We start from the raw sequence: 26,262 nt of genomic DNA on the forward strand, positions 1-26,262 counted from the left end.
TTTTTAATGAAGAAATTATGACAACAGACCAATTAAAAGAATTATTAGGCAACTATAAATGGACCTTGATGGTGGCCTTCATCATGTTCGTCATGATTGGGTTTGGATACAAGCTCGCGCGAATTATTGATGAAGGCGACAGCAAGAAAGTGCAGGCTCAAAAAGAAACTATTGCTATTTTGTCTGAAGAGAATAATGCGCTAACGACGAAAGTAAATCAGCTTGAAGTAGCCGTGGAACTTGCCACACTTGAGTCTGAAAATATCGCGAAAACGTTAAGCGATCAGAAGAAAGAGCTAGAAGCACAACAAGAGCTGTTAAGCTTTTATGAACGTGTTATGGCGCCGGAGAAAACCGATGACGGCTTTGCTATTGAAGGGGTAGAGGTCTTTAAATTAAGCGATGCGTCATATCAACTCAGGTTAGTTTTACTACAATCTAAACAGAGAAAAGCAGTGATAAATGGCAACTTAGACATTGCTATTGTGGGAAAAAAAGATGGAAAGCCTGTTAGGCTAGAATCTGGCAACTCAAGCTTACTTGCTGAAGACGTTAAGTATCGTTTTCGTTTTTTCCAAGCGGTTAACGTAACGCTTAACATCGAAGAAGATATAGACGTGGAGACTATTGTTTTTACTACACGGGTTTATGAATATAAAACCCGCAAAGGTAACTATGAGGTTAGCGTGCCATGGAGCGAAGCGCTCTCAGTGGACGTAGAGTAAGCCCCTGAATGTCATGGTTTAGCTAAGTCCATGATTAAACCATATCGCACCTCAGTTATTACCTAGGGCATAGTTTTGCTGATTCATTCAAAGAAATACCAGTAGCCATAGCCTACAAGAAAAGCTGGAATGGCAGAGTACACCGTAGCGATAAGGGCTGCCTTTGGTGAAAGCGCGATAGCGGGAAACAAGGCATCGCCATCGTTACTAATCGCGTTGCCTAATTGAGCTGAAAAAGGAACTGCGCCATTTAAATACAAACTGGTGACCAATATTTGAGGGCCGCAGCCGGGTAAAAAACCTATAACAATAGCCAAGCCGACCAAGCCAGGTCCCATAGCTTCAAGCATTCCAGCTATGTCTAGCCCAAACCAGACAACAGAAAGCTCGAAAATCAAAAATGCGAGTATCACCCATGCCAATACAAATTGCGTATCTAACGCGGCTTTTTCCTGCCACTTAGGAGGGGGCGGGATAACGTCTTCTTTGGTGACTGAGGCGTATCCGCTTCCCGAACCACACAGTGACCAAAGCACCAAACTTGCTATACACAAAGAGGCGCCAATTAGTGTTAGTGTACTCTCACTAATGGCCAAGTAACTGTGAACGGGGAGTTGAAATGCCAGAGCTAAGGCAATTGCTAGCGACGGTAAGCTCACAACCATCCAGAATACTTTGGATAGTGATACGGCTTTATGGCTTAGTGTTTGCGGTTTATCGGTGTTCTGGGGCTCTTCATTCGAATCAACAGTTTCAGGTGCTCGATAATTGTGGAATTTATTAACCACTAATCCCGTCGCGGCGCCTACAGTGACACTGACCGCCATAACGGTTAACGCATCTAATGGTGCCTGAGCTAGCAACAAAAAGGCTGCATCGCCCATGGTGCTAGTTAGTACTGCAACTACTGCCCCAAAACTGGTAACACCTCGCGTGTACTGGGTCACTACAATAATTGCACCGCCACAGCCGGGCAGAGCACCAAGCATTGCCGAAAGGCCTACTTCGTGGACGGGGTGCGTTTTCATATAATTGCCAATGGCGTCGGCTGAGACCCGCAATGTGGCTAGGTAATAAAGTGCAAGTGATGCATAAACAAACGCCGCTACTTGGAAGTATGCGTCTGATAAAACGGAAAGCGTCACAGAGCGGGTGCTGCTATAAGCGAGTAGGGTTACAACTAAAAGCGGCATCAGCAGCCGCTTGTTAGCCAACAGCGGGTAAAGAGTGCTTTGAATGAAACCTTGAGTAGAGCCACCAAGAAGCCGTGGTCGATACTTATCGCGTTCCAACGCTTTTGCACTTTTCGATGTATGGGACGCTGTATTCATTACAACTTCACTCTCAAATTACTGAACACTTATTTGGAGGCGCAAAATTGAAAATGCGCCTACCTTTTGTCTATCGGCAAATTGCATACGCTTAGCTAGAAAGCGTAACCGTGCCTTTCATAACGCCGATATGACCGGGAAATGAGCAGAAGAACATGTACTCTTCGTCTTTGCTTAGACCTTCAACAGAGAAAGTAGTAGAGGTTTGTTCGCCGCCACCAATTATATCTGTAGCGCCAATTACACGATCATCACCAGGCTTAATGTAGTCATTATCGAGTCCAGCGCTCATGCCGTCTGTTGCTACCGGCTGCCCGTTCTCTTTGGTGGTCATTACCCAGTTATGACCCATGGATTGCTTCGGTAGTTGACCTGTATGCTTAAGCGTAACGGTAAATTCGGTGCAGCTTGCAGGAATCGTTACGTTTTTCGTGTTGAACTGCATAGCGTCGTTTGATTCCACAGTAGCCTCACATTCGCTAGCAAACGCGCTTGAAGCTAAAAGGAAAAGGGCTGTGCCGCCAAGTAGTTTCTTGATCATGAATAATATCCTTTAAATATAGATTAATCGCACCGTTCGGTGGAATTAGAAGGTTCCATTTTCAATACGAAAAAGCATAACACTGGATCAATTTAAATGCTAATAATTATCATTTGTGTTTTTGTGGTGGGTTTGCTATCAATAGTTCTTACCTATCCACTGCGTTATTTTTTTGATGCACACTTGATAAACGAAAAAAGCTAATGTCATCGATACGAAATACACGTAAACAAATTCGTTTTGGACACAACGGTGTTGAACTAGATGTATTGGTTAACTATTTAGAAAGTGTGACCTGCATTGCTAATTTACTACCGCAAAAAAGCGACAAGTTTGCGATTTATAAAAATGCTGTTGAATTGCTGTATGAAGTCATTTGTGACCCGCTAGTTTGTAAACAATGGCGCTATGCCTGTTTAGACCACTTATACAAGCCTTTACTTAACGCTGAGCGCTACGTTTGTACCGAGAGTGATCGAATTACGCTTGCAAGGTTAAAAATAGATATGCATGTGCTAGTCCCACATTTTTTATGAGCAGCCAACGAGGGTGATATCTAATAACTACTATTAGTTTGTACTTAAAACCCCGAGTAGACCTTTGATGGCAGCGTGATAAACACGCCAAAAATTCCGTTACATCAACACAAGGATACGAGTTATGACAGCAACACGCACAGAACGCGACAGCATGGGTGAGTTACAAGTGCCTGAAGATGCACTTTACGGCGCACAAACTCAACGTGCTATTCAAAACTTTCCGGTCAGTGGGCAGCGCATGCCTGAAGCTTTTATACGCGCGTTGCTCACTGTGAAAAAAGCCGCAGCTCAATCAAATATGAAGCTGAAAGCGCTGGATAGTGACTGCGGTCAGGCGATAGTTAAGGCCTGCGATGAACTGTTGGCCCTTGATGATGTTATGCAACACTTTCCGGTAGATGTCTTTCAGACAGGGTCAGGTACTAGTACAAACATGAATGCCAACGAGGTGATAGCGCGTTTGGCGTCTCGTTATTCAAGTGAAGAGGTTCACCCGAACGATCATGTAAATTACGGGCAAAGTTCAAATGATGTAATACCAACAACCATTCACGTAAGCGCAGCTATTGCCTTGTCAAATGAGCTAGTGCCTGCTGTTGAAGGTCTGGTTCACATTATTGAAACGAAAGCAAAGTCGGTTGCGCAATATTGTAAAACGGGCCGCACTCACTTAATGGATGCGATGCCTGTAAGGATGGACCAAAGCCTACTTGCTTGGGCATCTCAGCTTAAGCAGCAGTTGAAAAATCTTCGTGCTGTGCAACCTGCTATCCAAACCCTTGCTCAGGGAGGAACGGCAGTGGGCACGGGGGTAAACGCCCATGCTGACTTTGCAACAACATTTTCAGATACACTAGGAGAGCTGACCGATATCGCGTTTAAACCAGCAGATAATTCCTTTGCGCTTATTGGCTCTCAAGACACCGCAGTAACGCTTTCAGGTGCGACGAAAAGCTTGGCAGTTACCTTAATGAAAATTGCCAATGACCTGCGCTGGATGAATTCCGGCCCGCTAGCTGGTTTGGGCGAAATAGCTTTGCCAGCATTACAGCCCGGCTCATCGATAATGCCGGGCAAGGTTAACCCAGTTATTCCTGAAGCGGTGGCAATGGCGTCAGCACAGGTAATAGGCAACGACGCGGCAATTACTGTAGGCGGGCAATCTGGAAACTTTGAGCTCAATGTCATGCTGCCCATGATTGCCAGTAATTTGTTATCAAGCTTGTCGCTAATGACCAACAGTGCAACGCTTATCGGAGAACAGGCAATTGAAGGATTCACGGTCAACCAAGACAACATTGAAGCGCCTCTTTACAGAAACCCTGTCCTCGTTACCGCGCTTAACCCTGTCATTGGCTATGCAAAAGCCGCGGAAATTGCCAAAGCAGCTTATAAAGAGAATAAACCTGTTATTGATGTGGCTGAAGCAATGACAGATATTTCTAGAGACGAGCTGGAGGCCTTACTAGATCCTAGAAATCTCACTTAGCTGTAAAGGCCTAAACCAAGTGTTAGAAACAGACTTGTATTGAAAAAAGTGCGACTTACCATCGCACTTTTTTTGTGCTGGAAGTGATAGTTAGTTGTAAGGAAGTTCGGTAAAAAAATCGCAGAGCACCTGCTTGCCTAAAAACTATTCGATGGTTGGCACGTTCTTAGCTAGCTCATAGCTAATAACTTGAGTAAAACCTGTTTTAACCGGTATACAGTTGCTGTATGTGATCAGGAATTTTGGTACAGTGATGCAATAAATTATTTGTATAGCTGCGTAAGACAGCGATAGACATTAGCGCTAATAGGTTTTGCTTATTTTGATGGCGAATTGCTAGGAAAAAAGTAACGCCTTTTCGGGATGAAAAAATGACAGAAACTTGCTTTCGCATGAAGGGCACTACGCTCACCAGTATTGTGTTAGAAGTAATAGATTTTGAGCCAGATAACTTCGAGGCTCAGTTATCTAAGAAAGTTGCGAGCGCGCCGCAGTTCTTTACCCGTTCCTCACTGATTTTGCATTTGATAAAGCCTTTGTCTGCTACCGAGTTTGAACTGCTAGTGGCACTTTGCCGTCGGTTGCAATTGCAGCCTATGGCGGTGAAAGGTGAAGTGGCAGAACTTAAACCGACCATTAATGATTTGGGATTAGCTGATGTAAGCCAAAGTAAATTTACAGATAGCGCTCTTCGTTCACAAAAAGAAAGCGCTAATAACGGCACGGAAAGCGGCAGCAACAAAGCCCATAGCAACGAGCGCGCGTCTCAGGCACAGCAGCATGCGGCTGCAGAGCCTCCTAAAAGTGAGCCAGCTCCCATAGCAGCCCCGGCACTTAAGCCAGCTAAAGTCATCAATCGACCTGTACGTTCTGGCCAGCAAGTTTATGCTGAAGGTAGTGATTTGGTGGTAACCGCGTCGGTAAGTGAAGGTGCTGAGCTATTGGCCGATGGTAACATTCATGTTTACGGTACGTTGCGCGGACGCGCGTTAGCTGGCGTTAAAGGCAACACGGGGGCTCGTGTATTTTGTCAGTCATTAGACGCAGAACTCATTTCAATTGCTGGGCAATTCATTATGCACGACACCGTAAAGGGTGAGTGCTGGAAGAAGCCTGCACAAGTGTATTTAGAAGAAGAAACATTACGTATAGAGCCGTTAGCTTAATGCTTTGTACGCACTAATAGGAAAGAATAGATGGCAAAGATTATCGTAGTAACCTCAGGAAAAGGTGGTGTAGGCAAAACTACATCGAGTGCAGCAATAAGTACGGGGCTTGCGTTAGCAGGTCATAAAACGGTAGTAATAGATTTCGATGTTGGCTTGCGAAACCTTGATCTTATAATGGGCTGTGAGCGCCGCGTTGTTTACGATTTTGTTAACGTGATCAACAAGGAAGCGTCACTTAAACAAGCGCTAATTAAAGATAAGAGAACGGAAAATCTTTTCATTCTTCCCGCTTCTCAAACCCGCGACAAGGATGCACTCACTGTAGAGGGTGTGCAAGCGGTATTAGACGAGCTTAAGAAAGACTTTGAGTACATCATTTGTGATTCACCAGCAGGTATCGAACAAGGTGCTCAAATGGCGCTGTATTTTGCTGACGAAGCCATTGTAGTAACCAACCCAGAAGTATCGTCGGTACGTGATTCAGATCGTATTTTAGGTATTTTACAAAGTAAATCGATGCGCGCAGAAAAAGGCGAACCGGTTAAAGAGCATCTGCTTCTTACTCGCTACAACCCAATGCGTGTAGAAAGTGCGGAAATGTTGAGTGTTGCCGATGTGGAAGAAATTTTGGCAATCCCACTTTTGGGGGTAATTCCAGAATCAGAATCAGTGCTTAAAGCGTCAAACCAAGGGCAGCCGGTTATTCTTGACGAAGAAGCTAATGCGGGACAAGCTTATGGTGACGCCGTTAAACGTCTGCTAGGCGAAACTGTTCCACATCGTTTCCTTGAAGCAGAAAAGAAAGGGTTCTTTAAGCGTCTTCTAGGAGGGAAGTAATGGGAATTTTCGACCTGCTCAAAAAGAAGCAAAAGCCGAGCACTGCCGCTGTAGCTAAGGAGCGGTTACAAATTATCGTTGCACATGAACGTAAAAAGCGTACCGAACCTGATTACTTGCCCATGATGCAGCAAGAAATTATCCAAGTGATTAGAAAATATGTTTCTATCGCGGATGATCAGGTGTCAGTTCAGCTCGATAATAATGACGAATGCAGCGTACTGGAGCTAAACGTAACGCTTCCGGAAAACTAGTTGGTGATGCTGATAAAGAATAATGACACATTACTCTTTATCAGTGCTTCTTAGTTTTTTCTCATTAACGTCTAGTTGTTTTGAAGCCATAGCAATGAGCTTCTCATCTAAAGGGGGAGGGGTAATATCTACCCCTTCACTTAATGCTTGGACGAGAGTGGCGAGTACGTCAACTCTCGCCTGCCATTTATACTCTCCATTTATAATATGCCATGGAGCGTAATCCGTATTTGTCTTCTCGAACATATCGTTGATAGCTTCAACGTAATGTTCGCGCATGCGACGATTGTGTAAATCTTCTTCGGTAAGCTTCCAACGCTTAAACGGGTTGTGTAAACGCTCTTCAAACCGTTCGCGCTGTTCATCGGCGGAGATATGCATAAACAGCTTTATGATACGAACGCCATTATCGCTCAGCGTTTTTTCAAATTCGTTTATCTCGCTATAACTGCGCTGCCAATGAGCGGTTGGAATAAGTTCATCAACACGTTCTACCAATACTCGCCCATAGTGGGAACGATCAAAAATGGTAAGTTTACCTGGCGAAGGTATCTGCTTCCAAAAGCGATAAAGGAAATGTTTTTCACGCTCTTCTTTTGTTGGTGCAGCTACCGGAAATACATTCACGGAACGGGGATCTAATTTTTCTGTGATACGTCGTATGGCTCCACCTTTGCCCGATGCATCCCAACCTTCAAAAATGATAAGCGCTCTTTTCTGCTGGTGATAGTAAGATTGCTGGACATGAAAAAGTGATTCTTGACACGCGCTTAACTGAGCTTTGTATTCTTCCTTGTCTTTAAATCGAGAACGACCAAAATCGTTAAACAAGGTAACTATAGTTTTCTGTTGGGGAGAACTCATATAAATAACCTATATTTCAAATAGATATTAGAATTTTCATCGCGAAATATTAATTTTTAAGAAATCACATGCAGAATTGAAAAGAGCGTCTACACTTATCTGTCAAATTACGCTAACAGGATATAACTATGCAGTTCAACGTTTATTCGTTGGTTCTTTTGACGGCAATTTTTCTTTCTTCTTTTTATACCCGTAGTGCAACTTGGAGTGAAAACGAGCTTCATATCCAGCACGGGAAGCTCAATCAGCCCTTTGCCGAGGCCTCGGGTACTGAACTCGCTACAACCATTTTTACATTCCAGCACGCCAGCGGTTGGGAGTATGGCGGAAACTTCTTTTTTGCTGACTATTCAAGCACTTCTGCCGGTGATGAACTATACGCAGAGTGGTACCCCACTTTCAGCTCTAAAGCTCTATTTAATGCTAATTACAGCGGCGTTCTGAGCGATATCAGTTTTGTCATGGGCGTAAATATGGCGCCAGAGTCAGACGTTTTAAAATATTTGCCAGGCATTCAGCTTCATCTAGACGTTGAAGGCTTCCAGTTTCTCAATGTACTTGTTACCGCGTACTTGGACGATAGCGAGGGTCTCAGTGCTGGTGGAGCGCCTAAAGAAGACAACAGCTGGATGGTTGATATTGCTTGGCGATACCCGCTACGTCTTTCTTCGCAGCAATTTTATATAGAAGGACATGCGGAGTACATCGATGAAAGAACGTCTGAAATACCTGGTGATGTAGTCGAGTCGTGGGTGTTGGCGCAAATCCAAGCGCGATGGGACGCTGGACAGGCGTTTTTCAATGTGAAAGACAGGTTTTTCCTTGGGGTAGAGTATCAGTATTGGAACAACAAGCTAGGCACGCAAGAAGAAGACAGCGTCGTTCAAGCGCTGGCAGTATGGCGTTTTTAAGCCACACTTAGTGTTGATAGTTATTTAATTAATTTGGAGTAAATAAATATGCAATTAAAGCGTCTGCTTTTCATTGCGTTAATTTCCGCGCTTATAGTACCTGTGGTTATTACCACGGCGGTATTTGCAACGTCTATTTTAAGCTTTCTTACTAATAAGGTAGAGACATCAGACCTACCTACAGCCCTTGAAGAGGTGAAGAATGCTGTTGAATTAGATTTGCAGGGTACAATACTCCCAAGCCGTTCATTGGCTAACAATATGTACATAAAGCGTTGGATGCAAAATGGTGAGCCTTCACAAGGCGTTGACGTACTCACCAGCCACCTTGCGGAAATAAAGCGAGAAAGTAATGCTATTAGTGCTTATGTTGTGTCCGGAAACTCTAATAATTACTATACCCATGATGGTATAGATCGCCAGATCACACCCCAAGGGGACACTTGGTTTCAAACCTTTATTAATAGTAGTCAGCCATTTGAAATAGCTATTGATATCGACAAATCGAACGGTGTAGCTTCGGCGTTTATTAATTATGCGATAAAAATTGAAGGTGAGCGCGTAGCGCTGGCAGGCGTGGGATTGTCGTTAGAGGCTATGTCTAAGCTGATTGCCTCTTATAAAGTTGCCGAGAGTGGCATTGTTTATCTAGTTGACGACGCCGGTAATATTGCTTTGCATCCAGACATGTCGAAGCGCGGTGAAAAGTTGAATGCGAGTGCATTTGTTGACAAGCCCCGTGAATTAGAAGTGTCTAGTAGTGACGTAACTCGCCTTGCGGTGAAGCTGGATTCCCTGGATTGGTATTTGGTTACAGAAGTTCCAACCAGTGAGCTTTACGGCGCTATCAATACGGCCGTTTTAACTAACATACTAATTGCACTTGTTATCATAGCGCTAGGTCTGGTGGGAATGAGATTCCTGTCGAACAAAATATTCGCGCCCATCGATACTATTACCGGCGCTGTTACGTCGTTGAACGAACGAGATGGCGACCTTACTGCGCGCTTGAATATCAATGAAGATAATGAGATTGGCGCTTTATCTGCTCAAATAGATTTGTTTTTAGAAAAGCTTCATGCCATGTTCATCCAAGTCTCGGAAAGCGCACAACACGTAAAGGGCATAGCTGCACAAGTTTATGAACAAATAGAGCTTTCTCAAAGCTACTCTTCAAGACAAACCGACAGCACAAACTCGGTAGCCGCAGCAATAGAAGAAATGGACTTGACCGTACGTGAAATATCAAACAGTGCGCAAGGCGCATCTGAAGTGGCAAATACTACCGAGGAAAACGTCAGCGCTAGCGCTAATACAATAAACAAGGCTATGCAAAACATGAGTGAGCTTAGCGGTGTTATGACAAAGTCAGTCAATTCAGTAAACGAGCTCTCTAGTAGTATTAATTCTATCTCGTCTATTTTAGATGAAATCAGAGGGATTTCTGAGCAGACTAACCTACTTGCGTTAAATGCCGCTATTGAAGCTGCTAGAGCAGGGGAGCAGGGACGAGGCTTTGCTGTAGTAGCTGACGAGGTTAGAAATCTTGCGAGTAGAACAAACGAGTCTACGACAGAAATTAGCCAGCTTATGGATGAACTTAACAAGCGCACGTCAGACACTGTAGCGGATATCATGCGGGGCAACGAAAGTACGCAAGCCACATCTGAGTTCTTATCAACCTGCGTACAGGCTCTGTCTAACATATCGGCAGAGGTTAGTAAGCTAACCGAAGCTAATACCCATGTGGCTTCAGCAACACGGGAGCAATCTGCGGCTACCGGTGAGATCAGCGAAAACATCTCTGTCATTTCGCAAACGGCAGAAGAAACATCTCGCAGTATGGAAAGAAGCTATAGCTTGGTAAACGAGCTGGATGATGAGGCGAAAGCGCTGGATAAAACTATCAGTAAATTTACGCTTTAACTCTGGCTAGCCACAGTCGTTATTTAATAGTTCAGTGCCTACTAGGTGATTAAAGTACTATCCCATGGTTCGGTTGTTATCTCATGGCTTGATTGTTAGCTCATGGCTGAGGTTGATTCGTTAAGTTTTGCCCCAATAATTGCTAACTATCCGCAAGTATTAGATAATTGCGATCAAGCAGAAAGTGCGTTAGCACGAGATTATTGTAGAGGTGGGTATGTCTGTAGAAACGGCGTTGCCAATTGAGTTTTCAGACGCTGCAGCAGCGAAAGTGAAAGCCCTTGTTTCAGAAGAAGAAAATCCTGATTTGAAATTACGTGTATACGTAACAGGTGGTGGTTGTTCGGGCTTTCAATACGGCTTCACATTCGATGAGAAGGTGAACGAAGGCGATATGACTATTGAGAAAGACACGGTAACCATGGTTGTCGACCCAATGAGCCTGCAATATTTAGTGGGTGGCATTGTTGATTACGTTGATGGTCTGGAAGGATCGCGCTTTTTGGTTCAAAACCCAAATGCCACGACTACCTGTGGCTGTGGCGCAAGTTTTAGCGTTTAAGTAACTTCGTTTAAAGACAAGCTAAACGCTGTGCTCTTTAAACGCGAAAGCCTGCATTTATAACTATCTGCAGTTAAAGCGATAGGCATACATCGCATCATTTTGTATGCCTGTCGGTTGTTCTGCTTACAATACTTCCTTTTATTTTCAAATTCTGGCTACACTGATTTCATCGAACGAACATAGTTTAGGATCGCGTTTATGAAATTATATGGCTCTACCACTTCTCCCTATGTACGCCGTATTCGCATTGTATTAGCGTCTACAGAGCACGAATTTTTAAATCTTCAAATCTTCTCAGGTGAAGATCGCGAACTGCTTGCTTCTCGCAACCCAACCTTAAAAGTACCTTGCCTTGAAGATGATGGGCAAATGATTTTCGATTCTCGTATTATCTATAATTATCTTGCCGATAAGCTTGATCATGATGGCTTAAGCTGGGAAGAAGAGAATCAGCTAACGCTAATTGACGCAGCTAATGATTCATTCGTTCAGCTTATGCTCCTAAAACGTTCAGATTTTGATATCAGCGAAGATAAAATGTATTACCGACTTCAAAATGAGCGTATTGAAGCAGTATTGAGTGCGTTATCAGAACAACTTGATGCAGGTGGCTTTAGTGGATGGACTTACCCTGAGATCTGTTTGTATAGCATGATCGATTGGGTGCTTTTCCGCGAATTACACAGCATGAAAGACTACCCTCAATTGCTAGCGTTCCATGAAAAGCACCATGACAGAATCGAAGTAACCGCAACTGACCCGCGTGGTTAGATATAGTTAGTCAATATAGCCAGTTAATATAGTCAGATATATCTGGCATAGATAGATGATGATGCCCTACTAAGGATTAACACTTTTTGATTAGGGTCAACCCAGTTTTAGAACGCGGCAAATAAAGGGCTGTTAAACAATTAATAGCCCTTATCAAAATCAAACTGGTATTTGAGTGGTTCGCCCTTGATATAGCGCAGCGCATTGTCTAAAAACACGTCTGCCACATCGCTTGGTTGAGATTCTGCGGCTGTGTGAGCTGTCACTGAAATATTGGGATGCTGCCAGAACGGGTGAGCGGGGTCGAGGGGCTCGTTGCGAAACACGTCTAAAACCGCATGAGCCAATGCACCGTTGTTTAAAGCTTGTATAAGAGCATCATCGTCAACGGCACTACCTCGTCCAGCGTTAATAAACACACTATGCGGTTTAAGTGCATTGAAAAAGCCGTGAGACAGTAAGTTTTGTGTTGTGGGGGTATCTGGCATTAGATTCACTACGTGGTCACAGGCACCGGCAAACCCTTCGATATTGTCGGGGGTATAAACTGCTTTAGCACCTTCCACCTCTTTTCCGCTTCTCGTTAAACCCACAACATGCATACCTAACGCGTGAGCAACCGGAATAAGGGCCTGCCCGATACTGCCAAGTCCGACTATACCCAGCGTTTGGTCATTTAACGGTATCCGTTTTGATGCTTCCCACTTAGGCGGAGCGGCTCGCTGGTTTTGTTCAAATGCTTTTGTATTTCTGGCATGCCCGAGTAAGTAGGCAAAAACATATTCCCGCATTAACTTACCGAAAATACCTTTTAAGCCAGTAAGCGTGTAGGCTGTTTTATTCGCGTTTAAGAGTGGGGCGTTGCCTGCCCACGTTGATTGACACCAGGTAAGCGCAGCGCAGTCGTTGATGATACGAGAAGCGAGGTCTGGGTCTGCGAGCATCACCCTAACGGCTTTGGTATCTACATCTTCTGGCGTCCTTGTTATTTTGTTAAGCGTTATAAGTGGACGGCCATCAGTCCCTATAAAGCTATCGTTGCCAGCTATTTTTGCTCGAAGTGCACGTGCAATATCATTGGCTTCATCGCTTAAAATTGTAAGTTCAATTTCTTTCAAATCTCTTACCGCCATTGGCCTAACACTCCTAGAGTAAACTTTTCTTTCCTTTGTCTGACTGCATTATCGTCAAGCATATTGTTCTAAAAATGTGATTTAAGTTTTACATTTTTGTAAACGGTGTAGGTGTTATGTATTTGCACCAGAAGTCAACTTGCAACGGAATCGCTATGCAGTCACAAAACAAGTCCTTAAATTCAATAGGTATTGATGTAACGCACGCAAAAGTGCTATCACCTAAGCGTAACACAACCCAAGCTGAAACTACGCAGGCTTTGGTTGAAGAGCAGCTTTCGCACTTCGGTATAAGTGCCGAAAGCGACTATGGTAAGGCGCTCGCTAATACGGCTCATCATCTGTATGGCGCTCAGGCAAGCGTTATGCAGCTTTGGGATATTACCAGCAGCACGTTGCAAGGACTTGATAAAGAAGACAGACTTGCTTATTTCAATGCTAAAAAGTTTTTGTCTTTTCAAATTGCCAAAATATTAGATACGCTGCAAAACCCGTTTCGTGCCACCTACCAAAGCTTGTCCAGTGGTAATGGTTCACAAGGGCACTATCCGCTTTTTGACAATGTAACCGCGCTTTTTTCAGCAACCCCCGTGGTCGTAAGAACAGCAACCTATGTGTATGCCTGTACTGAATGGGTAGACGATGCTTTTCAGGGAAAAGAGTTTACCCACCAAATCTATTCTCGATTGTTAAACCCCACCAATATCTCTCTTGCTAACGCTATTGTGGATATGGAAGCCGGCCCTTATGCTGCCGAATATTTAGCCTGGAACTTCAACTCGGGCATGGCGGCCATTGATGCCTGTTTATCGAATGTACTGAGTCATGGCGATGTGCTTATTGTTTCTAGAAACGTATATGGTGGGGTGTACCAGTTGCTTCATGACTATTTCGCCCGCAGTAACCGTATGGATATTCAAATTGCGTGGTTTGATGGTTACGATGCACAAAGCTTTGCTACATTTATGCAGCAAACCAGGGCGGAACATGCGTCGCGCCTAAGCAATGGTGCCAAAATGCATGTGTATCTAGAGTCGCCTTGTAATCCGCATGGCTATGTCTTGGATGTACCTGGGATCTGTGAGTTAGCTCATGCTCAAAATGCGCTGGTGATGTTGGATTCCACGCTTGCTACGCCTGTGTTGCACCAACCGCTGCAGCATAAAAACAAAGCCGCACGACCCGATTATGTCATCCACAGCTACACCAAAGATTTGTGTGGTAGTGGCGCAACCACAGCGGGCGTTGTGATAGGCGAGGGGCATCGCATGTTCCAGCCAAAAGGCAGTGCAGCCAACGGCGTAGATTGGTCCGAAACCATGTTCTGGGATGTGTACTACATCAAAGGTGCATTCCTAGATTCTGAAAAGGCGTTTGATGTATTAAACGGTATGAAGACCTTGGAACAGCGCATGATGACCAAGGTGATTAATACTCAAGTTTTTACCTCGTTTCTTAATGCTCACGCTCAAATTCGTGTTAACTGCCATGCGTTGCCTGAACACAGTAATGCCGGTTTGCGCGAGAAACAACATACACACGGCTGGCCTTGCACTTTATTCACTGTTGACATGGCACCCGCGAATTTACCTCGTGACGTATTTGTGCGCTTTTTCGATGCTTTAGAGCCTGCGTTTAGCCACCAAGTGAGCATTGGTCAAAACAATACGATAATTTTGTGCCCTGCGTTGACCTCTCATTCAGAACTCAGTAGCGATGAACAGAAAAAAGCCGGAATAGAATTGACGACCATGCGTATTGCAATGGGGACAGACAACGTTAAGCAGCTTATCGCTCACTTTATGCTGGCCTCCAAACATTTTATTGAGCCTTATGCGCCGGGTTTTTGTGAGAAGTTTATGGCAAACGCCGACATAGATGAGCTGTATTTATCAGTAAGTGAGAGAGTAAGCTCTCAGCATTTTGGCAGCAAGGCCAGCATGGATTCATTGATGAAAGGGACCTAGGTGCATTTTTAGTTCAAGAAATTGCCTTGAACTGTCGATAAACATATTGAGGATGTTCTCCTTCTCCCGGGCCTTTCCTTACGCGGGCTCGGGATTTTTTATTTATGGCATAGCTTATTAGCGATGATGAGCGATTTTCTTTGTTTTAAAGTAAAAAAACACTAAGACCCATACCTTCACAAAATGACTAAGGCGGCTTTATGCACGAGTTAAAAATTGATGTAACGCTAGATGCATCACTGCCCTTTATTTTTGCAGCATTTCATGAGCCCGAGTATCTTAGTGAGTGGTTTGCACCGGGCGATTGTTCAGTGACACAGATCATGAGTGACTTCAAAGAAGGCGGGCGTTATCGCATAATAATGATGGATCCAAGTGGCATAGAAATGTCATTAACCGGTGAATACGTGAAGATTTTAGCCAACGAACAGTTATCGTTCTCCTGGGCGTGGGAAGATGACATGGAAGAGTCGGTGATGACATCGGTGGACATTCACTTCGAAAAAACTGAAGAAGACAATGTTAGGCTGGTACTTATTCAACAGGGTTTTTTGAACAAACAAGAGTGTGATCAGCACAACTTCGCGTGGATGTCGTGTTTGGAAAAGCTTGCCGTCTTAGCAGCTAGAACGAAATCGTTTAATTAACCATACCTCCGCATTCACCAGCTTTTTGCAAATTAGGCATAGTTTAGGCATATTTTAAGCATAGTACCTAGAGCGACGCGTATACATGGGGCATAGGGTCTGATACACAGTGTTTGATAAGAACTCACTGGGCGTCAGACGAGGGCAGAGCAATTCACTCTGCCCAGCCAATTTAGGTGAGCGATGTCATCGCGTCTTTTCCGCTTTTTTCTCGGTAAGTGTCAAAGTCGTTATAGCCTTCTTCACCTCCTCCATACCATGCAGACGGATCATCAAACGACGCTAACGGGTAACCGTGCTTAAAGCGAGTAGGAAGGTCAGGATTGGTGATCCAAGGCCTTCCAAAAGCAATCATGTCTCCATCACCATCAGCTAAACGCTTTTCGGCTTCTTCTTTCGAATAGCCACAGTTCCCTATTAACATACCGTCAAAAAGGGCTCTAAATTCAGCTAGTGTCATGGCTTCGCCGCGCTCATGAAAGCCAAATGCTAAGCCATCCATTACATGTAAATAGCCAATTTCTAGTTTATTTAGCTGTTGGGCCACATAGGTAAAGGTTTCGCGAAAATCATCTGCACCCATGTCGTTAAATGCGCCGTTCGGCGATAGCCTCACACCGACATGCTCTTTTTCCCATACGCTCAATACAGCGTCCATCACCTCGCTTAAGAAGCGGTAACGGTTGTCTACACTACCACCATAATTATCGTCACGCTGGTTGCTACGGCTATCTAAGAATTGGTTGATAAGATAGCCATTTGCCGCATGAACTTCCACACCGTCAAACCCTGCCGCCTTAGCGTTTATAGCGGCTTTCTTGTAGTCATCTACGGTGCGCTTAATATCGTCAAACGTCATTGCTTTCGGTACTTCATAGGCCTTTTTGCCCTTAGGCGTGTGAATCTCATCGCCTTCAATTTTAATAGCGGATGCAGAAAGAGGTAAATTGCCGTTATGAAAGTCGCTGTGAGATGCGCGCCCAGTGTGCCAAAGTTGAAGTACTATCTTTCCACCTGCTTCATGAACGCGGTTTACAATAGAACGCCAGCCTTCAACCATGTCATCAGTATAAATTCCAGGAGTATCAACCCAACCAATGCCTTCTTCTGAAATGGCGGTAGCTTCAGTAATAATGAGTCCTGCATCGGCACGCTGTACGTAGTGATCGCCCATAATTTTATTCGGTATGCGATCGGCGCCCGATCGACCTCTTGTCATTGGCGCTAGTACCATGCGATTTTGCAATGTATTACCTGCCCACTCGAACGAGCTGAAAAGTACTGAGTCTGTCATTCGTATTCCTTATTCAACGAAAAAGAGTTTGTTGATGAAGCGTTACGCTTGTTAGCGCCATTAACGCCTTAAGATAGTAGTGAGTACAGGAATAATGAGAAGTTGGATTGGTAGAAAGTTGCCCTTGAAACTAATTAAGCGCAATAGCAGGGAATGACATCGATTTGAAAAAAAGCGCCCGAAGGCGCTGTGAAGTGTATAACAAGAGAAAATCTTTAGTTAAGTATCAAAGCTGCTAGGTTTACGTCGAACCTTAAGCCCAAGACAATCGCATCATCAAGTGCCATAACTCTGTCGCGCTCTGCGAATTGGTCGGGGTTGATGATGTAGTGAACGTTCGGCTGAATTCTTATGTGATCGTTGAGTTGATAACCATAGCTAAGCTCTAACATGGTTTGGCTGCTTGCTGGCGTACCAACCCCGCCATTTATGCTTCTTAATATACGCTGATCCTCTAGCGCTTCGTCACTGTACTGTTGGCGGGTAAATACGAAGCCAATGGTATCTTCAGGACGTGAGGCAAGTGTGCCTCGTAATACAAAGCCCGCTTTTATAAAGTAGTCTTCAATCAGCTCGCCCGATGTACCGGTTAGCACTGCACCAAATAGTGTTAACCCTTCTTTCGTTAGTAGGTTAGGACGAGTAACGGTTTGTTCAAATCGTGCGAATATACCCGAGCGACCGTTTCTAACAGCGTAGTCATTGCCTGATTGCGCCGCATAGTTGCCCTCCTCATCAAAGACAGGGTCGGTGTAGTCTGCGCCATCGTACCAACCGCCAATTTCATAGCGCCTTGGTAGTTCATCATTGTCCCACGTGGTTTGATATCCCAGAGTGAAGGGGACAACAACACCAGTAGCCTCATTAGTCGCCCAATCGAAGCCGTGATCGCCTAAGTCTTGATGACTGGTGTTATCTTCATAAACGCCAGTATGAAAGTATGTTTTTGGCGAAAGCCAGTATTTCGCATGGCCACCCCAACTCGAGACGGGCCACCAAGTAAAGTTACTGGTTCTAAATACAAAGGTTGGGTTCCCACAAGCTGCATTGGTTTGAAAGTACTGACAAAGTTCAGATCCTAAAAAGCTAATATTCGCTACTGTACGGCCACCTTCTAGTTCTAAATCGCCATCTAAGAATGTGGAAGAAATAGTAAACTTTGCAAGACGGGTATTTTGACCGCCAAAGATCTCTTGTACCGACGTGCTGTTTCCAATGTAGTGCTCGGCCAAGTTTTTGCCGTGTCGGTTTGTCATGGCAATATGTATTTTAGTGTCTTCCCAGCTCGCTAACGTATTTAAATCTAATTCGCCACCTACAAAGAGCTGACCAGCATAGGCACTGCCTCTGCGTTCACCACCGTCAATATTGGTAGCTGACTCACCCGTATAACTTGCTTGAAATTCAAACGCGTCTTCAAGCTTACTTTGTGATGCCGACGCAGTGGCGGCAACAATGGCGGTGCTCGCGAGGAGCGCTGTTTGCAAGCCTGTCTTACATCCAGAAAGGCGACGGGTAACTGTAGGTGTTTTCATCATTATTCTCTCAATTAAAAATGCTTATCAACCGCAGCTTGTTACGAGCGTGTGACTGATGACATCTACGCATTTGTTGCTAACTTCTTGCTGAAACTGAATAAATCAGCATGTAGCTAACGTTACAACGCATTAACATAAGTTTGTTTTGAACGAAATCTAACTAACCTTTTAAATTAAATCAACCTTGTTTATTTAATTGATTTTGCGAAATTGTGTATTTTTTATTAACAAAAGTGACATGCGGCGTCAGCATTTTTGGCCACATAGAGAGCTCTTTGCTGAGTTTCTTTATATTTGCATGCTATTGAAAATATAGGTGGTTATCTATTTATGGTCATGACTTGGAAGATGAGCATATACTTTTCTGCTTCCGCCTCTTTACACACAAAGTCTAATTTTTAACGCAAGTTAAAATAAATAAATTAAATTGATTTATTGACAGGGTTCTAGGGTGATGCTTAAATTGGTTAACTAATTTTTTACAAGCGAAAGGCCGTTCTTATGAAAAACAACGCCCCTTTGGTTTCCAAAGACACATTGATTCCCTTTATATTGTTAACGATTTGCTTTGCTGCATGGGGTGTAGCTGCGAACATGACAGACCCTTTGGTAAAGGTATTTAGTAAGATATTTACTATGTCGTCTTTACAATCGGCATTGGTTCAATTTGCCTATTATGGCGCGTATTTTTGCTTAGCTATTCCTGCTGCTTTTATTAACAAGCGCTTCTCTTATAAAACAGGTGTATTGACTGGTTTGGGTTGTGCCGCTGCTGGAGCATTTTTGTTTTACCCAGCCAGTCAAACCATGACTTACGGCTTTTTCTTAGCCGCACTTTTTGTACTAGCAGGTGGCTTATCCATTCTTGAAACGTCGGCGAATCCTTACGTCATGGCGATGGGAAATCAAAAGAGTGCGACGCGCCGTTTAAATTTGGCTCAAGCATTTAATCCTGTTGGTACTAATTTAGGTGTGTTTTTGGCTGCAACGCTTATATTGCCAAACTTGAATCAAGCATCTGCGCAAGAGCGTGCTGCCATGTCGGTAAGCGAGCTTAGAAACGTGATAGGGGTAGAACTTGACGCGGTAATGCTTCCTTATGTAGGTATGGCATGCGTACTAGTTTTGGTTTGGGTCGCTATTTTCTTAATTAAAGCGCCAATTCAAGAATCGGTTGAGTCTAGTGTGGAAGACGTGAAATTGGGCGCATCGCTGAAGCGCTTAGTTGCCAACAGGCATTACCGATTTGGTGTATTGGCCCAGTTCTTCAATGTTGGCGCACAAACTTGTGTGTGGACCTTTACTATCCAATATGCAATGAAAGCGACGGGTGGCAACGAAGTGAGTGGTGGTGAAATATTACAATACAGCATGATCGTATTCTTAATTTCACGCTTTGTAATGACGTGGGCAATGCAGTATCTCTATCCAGCTAGACTGTTAATGGTTATGTCGTTGGCTGCCATGGCACTATGTATCTTCATGACACAGTCTCCTAATTTAGCAGGTGTAATCGCACTGGTATCAATTTCTGCTTGTTTGTCGCTAATGTTCCCGACTATTTATGGTATTGCGTTAGAAGGGTTGGGGGAAGACACCAAGCTAGGCGCAGCTGGCCTTGTAATGGCTATCCTTGGGGGAGCCATTATGCCACTTTTCCAGGCTGCAATTATTGATAGCGCAGGGGTGGTTGTATCTTATGTTGTACCAGCCATTTGCTTCCTGCTTGTGGGTGGATACGGTTATTTCGACATGCGCGCAAAAAAGCGCAGTGTTAAACGTCAGGACGATATTGATGCGAGCGCATTAAAAGATATGGAAATGGAAAACGCCAAGTAATATTTCTGAGGAAATGATATAAAAGGGGCCGTTGATTACATCAGTGGCCCTTTTTTATGCTTTTTTAAATAGCGCCCCGAGTACTGTAGATCTTGATGCACCCGTAACCTTTGGCACATTACTTGGAATATCGTTTATAAATGCATGCGCTAACCATGCAAACGCAGAGCCTTCTACCTGCTGTGGATGAATACCAAGTGCATAACTATCAGCTACGGCATAATCGCTCAAAGCGTTGTTCAAATAGGCCATTAACGCTTTATTAAACGCGCCACCGCCGCACACAATCACTTCGCTTTGTAATTTCGCATCACTCGCTTTAGGTAGGTGGTTCTTTATTTCTTGAGCGATAGTGCTGCCGGTAAGTGTAAGCAAAGTAGCTTGAACATCTTCTGGGGCTAAATTGTTGTTTTCCTCATCGCTTTGCAGGTCTGCACTAGAGGGAAAGTAATCGGCAAGGGCGTTGCTTAACCAATCGATATTAAAATGTTCTCTACCTGTGCTTTTAGGCGGGGGTAAAGCGAAGTAGTTATCTAGCAAAAGCCTACCCAATAAGCCGGAATGGCATTGCCCTGATGCAGCCCAGGCCCCGTCTTTATCAAAACTCTCATTTAAATGAAGGCTTATCCATTGGTCCATCAAAGTGTTACCTGGCCCGGTATCAAATCCTTTCGGCGGTGTGCTATTTCGCTTTGGCGCAAGTAATGAAATGTTTGCAATGCCGCCAATATTTACCAGCGCACGGTATTTATTTTTACTGGCAAATGCCGCATTGTGAAAAGCAGGTACTAATGGCGCACCTTGACCGCCCAACGCAATATCTTTGCGCCTAAAATCGGCGACAACATCAATGCCGGTGAGCACAGCGATAGTGTTAGGATCGCCTATCTGACACGTGAAGCCCCGGATAGAAGGGCTAGAGAAATGGGCTGACATCACATCAGAATTGGGATAGTGACGCACCGTTTGCCCATGAGAGCCAATGGCCGTGATATCTGACGCTTTAAGGTTGTTTTTATCAAGTAATGCTAAGGTAACTTCTGAAAAGGTTTCTGCTACGAGCCTGTCTGCAATGCTAAGTGTATTGAGCTCATCAGGACCTTCAGAACACAAATCATTGAGCGCGTGAAGTAGTTCGCTAGAGTAGGGGATGGTGTGCGCTGAAAGCGTTGTACACGACGTTTCAGTGATGTCGCATAGGACGGCGTCAACGCCGTCCATGCTAGTGCCTGACATCAAGCCAATATATTTCGCCATAGCGCAACTATTTCATCGCGAGCATAATACGTTTGTTATTATTGAGTTGCTGTTGACGAAGTTTTGCTATTTCCATAAACCTTTCTCGCTCTTCCTTTGCTATCGGTAAAGCTTTTGGCAGCTCTACGGTGCGTGGATTTCTATGCACACCGTCTACTAAAAATTCATAGTGAAGGTGGGCTCCTGTCACCATACCAGAACTTCCAAGGTAACCTACTGTTTGACCCTGTTTAACGATGTCACCCACTTTAACCGCACGCTTTTTGAAGTGAAGGTATTTAGTGGTGTACTTTTCGCCGTGCTGAATAAATACATGATGACCGTTATATTTATCATAGCCTGCTTTGATAACTTTTCCATCACCTGCTGCCATAATAGGTGTACCAACGGCTGCTACGTAGTCGGTACCTCGGTGTGCTTTCCAGCGTTTTTGTACTGGGTGAAAGCGTGCCTTAGTGAAATTAGAGCTGACGTATCTAAAATTAACTGGCGCACGCAAAAAGCTCTTGCGCATGCTGCGACCTTCCGGGGTGTAGTAGCTACCGTCTTCGTGAAGGATCGCACTAAACTGCTCGCCTTGGTTCGTAAACTCTGCTGCTACGATATTGCCGTAGCCAACGAATTCGCCATCAATGTATTGCTCTTCAAAAACAACGTTGAACGTATCGCCTGAGCGAATTTCCATTGCGAAATCTATGTCCCAGCCGAAAATACCTGCCAAATTCATGATTTGGTTGCTGGTAAGCCCAGCATCTCTTGCGGCATTCCAAAAGCTGGAGTGAATTTCACCCTGAGCAAAGTTGTAGCGAATATCTACATCGCGTTTTTCTAATTCAGCGACAAGACTGTTGCTCTCAGTCGTTAAGTCCGGACGTACAAACAGGGTTTCCGTTGAAGATAACTTGTACTTCAACTCACCAAAGCTACCGTCTTTGTTCGCTTTAAACGATAATTCGTCACCAGGTAATAAAGTAACAAGGGTTTTTGTTAGTTCACCAGCCTGAGTTACGTTGTAAACATCGCGCGATGTAAAGCCTGCACGCTTAAATAGCTTTGCCAGGGTATCGCCGCTTCGCACCTTGTACGTTTGCCAAGTAGACTCTTCTTCATTCGAAAAAACGTCGGTTGACGGTGTTATGTTAAGATCTACAGGGTAGCGGACACCTGCGTCTAAAATATGTGCCTCTTGATGGCGGCTAGCTTCTACAGACTCCGACGGCAAGAGGATAAGCCCACCAAGAAACAAGCTTGCGATAGCAATGCCGGTTCTATGTTGCTTAGGTAAATTTTTATATAAATGTAGCGCTTTAGAAGCGTCTAATTTCTTTCTCATACTACAGCCCACCTGAGAAATGTTATGTGCACAGCACTATTTCACATACGTTGCTTAAAAATGCAACTTTTCTCATTATTTTGTTAGCGCAAATTGTTACACCCAATAGCTCTTAAACTCGCAATTACATAATGCGCTATCTAAATCTCAGTGAATGTAGGGGGAGGGCTGGAGCAAACCCGCCACCGCAGGGAAGCGGTGGCGGAGCGCCCATCGATGGGTTTATCGCGTGTTTGCGAAAACCCTCCCCCTCTCATTCAGATCAGCTATATTCAATACGCTAATTTTGCGTTCAAAGCTGTTGGGTTTAACAACATGACTGTTTGTAATTCGTTTTTTGACGCGCAAACCTTTTAATGGTTCCGTTGTACGCGTAAAATGCCCGCCAATATTGAATGTACAGTTATGTAGAGTGTGATTAACAAATGAAAGATTGGCAAACAGCGCTAGCTGAGATTAAACGGGGTGTAGATGAAATACTTCCCGAAGAGGATTTAATTGAAAAACTAAAATCCGGCAAAACCCTAACCATTAAAGCGGGTTTTGATCCAACTGCGCCTGATCTACATCTTGGTCACACTGTGTTGATCAACAAGTTGCGTACATTCCAGCAACTAGGCCACAAAGTTGTTTTTCTTATTGGTGATTTTACTGGCCTAATTGGCGATCCTACAGGTAAAAATGTCACACGCAAGCCTTTAAGTAAAGATCAGGTATTAGAAAACGCTAAAACGTATCAAGAACAAGTGTTCAAGATCCTTGATGAAGAGAAAACAGAAATACGTTTCAATTCAGAATGGATGGACGAGCTTGGTGCGGCGGGCATGATCAAACTAGCGGCAAGTCAAACTGTAGCTCGTATGCTAGAGCGTGATGACTTTAAAAAACGCTATAACAACAACCAGCCTATCGCAATTCATGAGTTCTTATACCCGCTTGTGCAGGGTTGGGACTCTGTAGCCCTTGAGTCGGACGTTGAATTAGGCGGGACTGATCAGCGCTTCAACTTGCTAATGGGCCGTGAGCTTCAAAAAGAGCAGGGACAAAAGCAACAGTCAATTGTGATGGTTCCACTACTTGAAGGCTTAGACGGCGTTCAGAAGATGTCGAAGTCTTTGAACAACTACATTGGTATCACAGACGCGCCAAACGATATGTTTGGTAAAGTAATGTCTATTTCTGACGATTTGATGTGGCGTTACTATGATCTTATCAGCTTCCGTCCGTTAGAAGAGATAGCAGAGCTTAAAGCGCGCGTTGAAGGTGGCGAAAACCCACGTGATATTAAAATTATGTTGGCGAAAGAAATCATTGCTCGTTTCCACGACGATGCTGCCGCTGAAGGTGCCCACCAAGACTTTATTCAACGCTTCCAGAAAAACGCTATTCCTGACGATATGCCAGAGCTTGAAATAGCGCTAGGCGAAGAAGGCATCGCTATCGGTAATTTATTAAAAGAAGCGAAACTTGTTGGCTCAACGTCAGATGCCATGCGCATGATCAAACAAGGCGCTGTTAAAATAAACGGCGATAAAGTAGAAGACACCCGTTTAGTGATGACTGAAAAAGGTGAAAACGTGTACCAGGTAGGTAAACGCAAGTTTGCCCGTATCACGCTAGCTTAATGCATCACTAAAACTAGTATTTGAAAGCCCGCTTATTTAAGCGGGCTTTTTTTTGTCTAAAAAGCCAGTGTTGAAGCTTGAACGCGTTGTCTATTCAGTCGCGTAGCCATCGTCCACCACTAATACAAAATTGAGTAATAACCTACTAGGTGAAAATTGGATTACGTTTTTTACTATCTTAAGCTGCTGATTTTATTGGTAATTTATTGTTTTTAATATTTTTTTGAAAAAAATTGTCAGTTTTTGGTCGCTGTCATCGTCTATAGGGGAAAGATAAACAATAAACCCAACTGTACGATGAGCAGTGAACGCGTTGCAGCCTGGGGGGAACACCAGTGGTACTCAATAATAACGCTTACGCAATGAAAAAGGATAATGTGATGACAACGGTAACTTCAACTCGTGCAACATACCAACAAGCTAATAAAACTCTTCCGGCAAATGAAGCTTTCACGTGGCTCAAAGAAGGGTGGCAGCTATTTAAAAAAGCGCCTTTCAAACTCTTAGGGCTTTCATTTTTAATGCTACTTACTGCTGGCCTTATTCAAGCATTGGCTGCACCTATTGGAATAGGCGTATCTAAATGGATGAGCCCGCTTCTTACTACTTTAATGTGGTTGGCCATTGCTAATTTAGCAGTGAAAGGCAAAGTAAGCTTTTCTGGTGGCACGATGCGTTCGTGGGCAAATGTTGCGCTATGGAGTTTATCTGGGCCGATAATCGCATGGATTCAGTTTCAGATTGGCGCTATGTTAATGGGGTCAGAGTCAGTGACTGCATTGGTGAATGGTACCATGGTAGATGTACCAGCATGGAAAGTTGGGTTAATGTTGGGCTCAGTAACACCAATAAGCCTTTTGTTTTTATTTGTACCCTTGCTGCTTATTTTAAAGCAAAGTTCTATAGTGGAAGCGCTTAAAAATAGCGCGACAGCGTTAGTTAGCGCCTACAAGCCTTTGCTAGTTATTGGCGCCGTTATTTTTCTTACGGTATTCCTTGCACCCTACACATTGGCGTTATCGGGCTTAGTGTTTGGTCCTATTGTTTCATGCGCTTGCTTTGCTGCTTATCAGCGTTTGTTCCGATAATCGTCTATTTAGCTAATCTTAACTGCTCGCTTAAAGCGTGGAATTAAAAATAATAAAAATGGAAATGCAGTGAAAGAAACTTTTCAAATAGAAAAACTGCTTAAAGAATACGCGCCGCTTATGGCGCGTATTGCTGCAACGTTTGAAGCCAATAAATCACTTCAAGATGAGCTTATTCAGGAAATGTCTCTGGCCGTATGGCGTGCTTTTGAAGGTAATTTAAATGTCTCTAGTCATCGTAATAGTGGCTTTCGCGGCGAGGCGAGCATTAAGACCTTTGTGGCAAAAGTAGCGCACAACAAAGCGGTTGACCACGTTATTAAAGAGCAGCGGCGTCAAGAGTTTAACGATAGCGGAGAATATGATCTCTCTAACCCATTAAATACTCACTCATCGCAAGATTCGACGTTACAAGAGAGTGCTATAGATCTTATGACAGGATTACGGCAGCTTGAAATAAAGTATAGACAGGTACTGGCTTTGCTTCTTGAAGGTTTCAGCCAGCTTGAAATAGCCGATATGTTAGGTATCAGAGAGAATGCTGTCGCTAAACGCATCAGTCGGGCCCGCCAGCAGCTAACGCTGATAATGGAGCAGCAGCCGTGAGCGAAGGTAATGT

The 26,262-nt window shown here is 44.0% G+C and carries 24 protein-coding genes; 16 read left to right on the forward strand and 8 right to left on the reverse strand.

The window, feature by feature from the left end; all coding sequences use genetic code 11:
* Window positions 1-17 precede the first annotated feature (17 nt).
* On the forward strand, window positions 18-725 hold the full coding sequence (locus tag D1814_RS11925) for a DUF6776 family protein (RefSeq protein ID WP_118492521.1): 708 nt from the start codon (window positions 18-20) through the stop codon (window positions 723-725).
* Between the two features lie 83 nt (window positions 726-808).
* Here the strand turns inward: D1814_RS11925 and D1814_RS11930 are convergent, their stop codons facing one another.
* Both D1814_RS11930 and azu read right to left on the reverse strand, forming a co-directional pair.
* Window positions 809-2,056 carry a putative manganese transporter gene (locus tag D1814_RS11930; RefSeq protein WP_118492523.1) on the reverse strand — a complete coding sequence of 416 codons (1,248 nt, stop codon included), beginning with the start codon at window positions 2,054-2,056 and terminating at the stop codon, window positions 809-811.
* Between the two features lie 91 nt (window positions 2,057-2,147).
* Complete coding sequence (gene azu, locus D1814_RS11935; protein WP_118492526.1) at window positions 2,148-2,597, reverse strand: azurin; 450 nt, start codon at window positions 2,595-2,597, stop codon at window positions 2,148-2,150.
* 203 nt (window positions 2,598-2,800) lie between these two features.
* Between azu and D1814_RS11940 the strand changes: the two genes are divergently transcribed.
* From D1814_RS11940 to minE, 5 genes are all read left to right on the forward strand, one after another.
* Entirely contained in the window at window positions 2,801-3,133 is a 333-nt protein-coding gene (locus tag D1814_RS11940) for a hypothetical protein (RefSeq protein WP_118492528.1), read from the forward strand.
* A gap of 124 nt (window positions 3,134-3,257) precedes the next feature.
* Window positions 3,258-4,625 carry a class II fumarate hydratase gene (locus D1814_RS11945; protein WP_118492530.1) on the forward strand — a complete coding sequence of 456 codons (1,368 nt, stop codon included), beginning with the start codon at window positions 3,258-3,260 and terminating at the stop codon, window positions 4,623-4,625.
* Between the two features lie 371 nt (window positions 4,626-4,996).
* Entirely contained in the window at window positions 4,997-5,791 is a 795-nt protein-coding gene (minC, locus tag D1814_RS11950; protein WP_118492532.1) for a septum site-determining protein MinC, read from the forward strand.
* 30 nt (window positions 5,792-5,821) lie between these two features.
* Complete coding sequence (minD, locus tag D1814_RS11955) at window positions 5,822-6,631, forward strand: septum site-determining protein MinD (protein ID WP_118492534.1); 810 nt, start codon at window positions 5,822-5,824, stop codon at window positions 6,629-6,631.
* Window positions 6,631-6,885 carry a cell division topological specificity factor MinE gene (gene minE, locus D1814_RS11960; protein WP_118492536.1) on the forward strand — a complete coding sequence of 85 codons (255 nt, stop codon included), beginning with the start codon at window positions 6,631-6,633 and terminating at the stop codon, window positions 6,883-6,885. Before minD ends, minE begins: the two co-directional genes overlap by 1 nt.
* Window positions 6,886-6,915: 30 nt before the next feature.
* On the opposite strand, the gene D1814_RS11965 is transcribed toward minE, so the two are convergent.
* Entirely contained in the window at window positions 6,916-7,749 is an 834-nt protein-coding gene (locus tag D1814_RS11965) for a polyphosphate kinase 2 family protein (protein ID WP_118492538.1), read from the reverse strand.
* A 128-nt stretch (window positions 7,750-7,877) separates the two neighbouring features.
* Here D1814_RS11965 and D1814_RS11970 point away from each other — a divergent pair, with 128 nt between their 5' ends.
* From D1814_RS11970 to D1814_RS11985, 4 genes are all read left to right on the forward strand, one after another.
* Window positions 7,878-8,660 carry a hypothetical protein gene (locus D1814_RS11970; RefSeq protein ID WP_118492540.1) on the forward strand — a complete coding sequence of 261 codons (783 nt, stop codon included), beginning with the start codon at window positions 7,878-7,880 and terminating at the stop codon, window positions 8,658-8,660.
* A 48-nt stretch (window positions 8,661-8,708) separates the two neighbouring features.
* Window positions 8,709-10,586, forward strand: a complete 1,878-nt coding sequence (locus D1814_RS11975; RefSeq protein ID WP_118492542.1) for a methyl-accepting chemotaxis protein — start codon at window positions 8,709-8,711, stop codon at window positions 10,584-10,586.
* A 217-nt stretch (window positions 10,587-10,803) separates the two neighbouring features.
* A complete protein-coding gene (gene erpA / locus D1814_RS11980) occupies window positions 10,804-11,148 on the forward strand; it encodes an iron-sulfur cluster insertion protein ErpA (protein WP_025256292.1) in 345 nt (114 codons plus the stop codon).
* 201 nt (window positions 11,149-11,349) lie between these two features.
* Window positions 11,350-11,922: a glutathione S-transferase family protein gene (locus tag D1814_RS11985; RefSeq protein ID WP_118492544.1), complete on the forward strand. Its 573-nt coding sequence runs from the start codon at window positions 11,350-11,352 to the stop codon at window positions 11,920-11,922.
* A gap of 140 nt (window positions 11,923-12,062) precedes the next feature.
* On the opposite strand, the gene D1814_RS11990 is transcribed toward D1814_RS11985, so the two are convergent.
* On the reverse strand, window positions 12,063-13,055 hold the full coding sequence (locus D1814_RS11990; RefSeq protein WP_118492546.1) for a D-2-hydroxyacid dehydrogenase: 993 nt from the start codon (window positions 13,053-13,055) through the stop codon (window positions 12,063-12,065).
* A 155-nt stretch (window positions 13,056-13,210) separates the two neighbouring features.
* On the opposite strand from D1814_RS11990, the gene D1814_RS11995 reads away from it, so the two are divergent.
* On the forward strand, window positions 13,211-15,022 hold the full coding sequence (locus D1814_RS11995) for a trans-sulfuration enzyme family protein (protein ID WP_118492548.1): 1,812 nt from the start codon (window positions 13,211-13,213) through the stop codon (window positions 15,020-15,022).
* Window positions 15,023-15,222: 200 nt separating this feature from the next.
* The gene (locus D1814_RS12000; protein WP_118492550.1) at window positions 15,223-15,669 is read left to right on the forward strand and encodes an SRPBCC family protein; all 447 of its coding nucleotides are present in this window, start codon (window positions 15,223-15,225) and stop codon (window positions 15,667-15,669) included.
* 172 nt (window positions 15,670-15,841) lie between these two features.
* On the opposite strand, the gene D1814_RS12005 is transcribed toward D1814_RS12000, so the two are convergent.
* Together D1814_RS12005 and D1814_RS12010 are read right to left on the reverse strand one after the other, a co-directional pair.
* Complete coding sequence (locus D1814_RS12005; RefSeq protein WP_118492552.1) at window positions 15,842-16,963, reverse strand: alkene reductase; 1,122 nt, start codon at window positions 16,961-16,963, stop codon at window positions 15,842-15,844.
* Between the two features lie 215 nt (window positions 16,964-17,178).
* Window positions 17,179-18,501 (reverse strand): carbohydrate porin, encoded by a 1,323-nt coding sequence (locus D1814_RS12010; protein ID WP_118492554.1) that lies wholly within the window; start codon window positions 18,499-18,501, stop codon window positions 17,179-17,181.
* A gap of 501 nt (window positions 18,502-19,002) precedes the next feature.
* On the opposite strand from D1814_RS12010, the gene fucP reads away from it, so the two are divergent.
* Window positions 19,003-20,340 carry an L-fucose:H+ symporter permease gene (gene fucP / locus D1814_RS12015; RefSeq protein WP_118492556.1) on the forward strand — a complete coding sequence of 446 codons (1,338 nt, stop codon included), beginning with the start codon at window positions 19,003-19,005 and terminating at the stop codon, window positions 20,338-20,340.
* Window positions 20,341-20,394: 54 nt separating this feature from the next.
* Here the strand turns inward: fucP and D1814_RS12020 are convergent, their stop codons facing one another.
* Together D1814_RS12020 and D1814_RS12025 are read right to left on the reverse strand one after the other, a co-directional pair.
* Window positions 20,395-21,597: an anhydro-N-acetylmuramic acid kinase gene (locus D1814_RS12020; RefSeq protein WP_118492558.1), complete on the reverse strand. Its 1,203-nt coding sequence runs from the start codon at window positions 21,595-21,597 to the stop codon at window positions 20,395-20,397.
* A gap of 7 nt (window positions 21,598-21,604) precedes the next feature.
* Window positions 21,605-22,930: an OapA family protein gene (locus tag D1814_RS12025; RefSeq protein ID WP_118492561.1), complete on the reverse strand. Its 1,326-nt coding sequence runs from the start codon at window positions 22,928-22,930 to the stop codon at window positions 21,605-21,607.
* A 425-nt stretch (window positions 22,931-23,355) separates the two neighbouring features.
* Between D1814_RS12025 and tyrS the strand changes: the two genes are divergently transcribed.
* From tyrS to D1814_RS12040, 3 genes are all read left to right on the forward strand, one after another.
* Complete coding sequence (gene tyrS, locus D1814_RS12030; RefSeq protein ID WP_118492563.1) at window positions 23,356-24,555, forward strand: tyrosine--tRNA ligase; 1,200 nt, start codon at window positions 23,356-23,358, stop codon at window positions 24,553-24,555.
* A 380-nt stretch (window positions 24,556-24,935) separates the two neighbouring features.
* A complete protein-coding gene (locus D1814_RS12035; protein WP_118492566.1) occupies window positions 24,936-25,643 on the forward strand; it encodes a hypothetical protein in 708 nt (235 codons plus the stop codon).
* Window positions 25,644-25,712: 69 nt separating this feature from the next.
* Window positions 25,713-26,249: an RNA polymerase sigma factor gene (locus D1814_RS12040; protein WP_118492568.1), complete on the forward strand. Its 537-nt coding sequence runs from the start codon at window positions 25,713-25,715 to the stop codon at window positions 26,247-26,249.
* Window positions 26,250-26,262: the final 13 nt, after the last annotated feature.

Source organism: Alteromonas sp. BL110 (assembly GCF_003443615.1).
Lineage (GTDB): Bacteria > Pseudomonadota > Gammaproteobacteria > Enterobacterales > Alteromonadaceae > Alteromonas.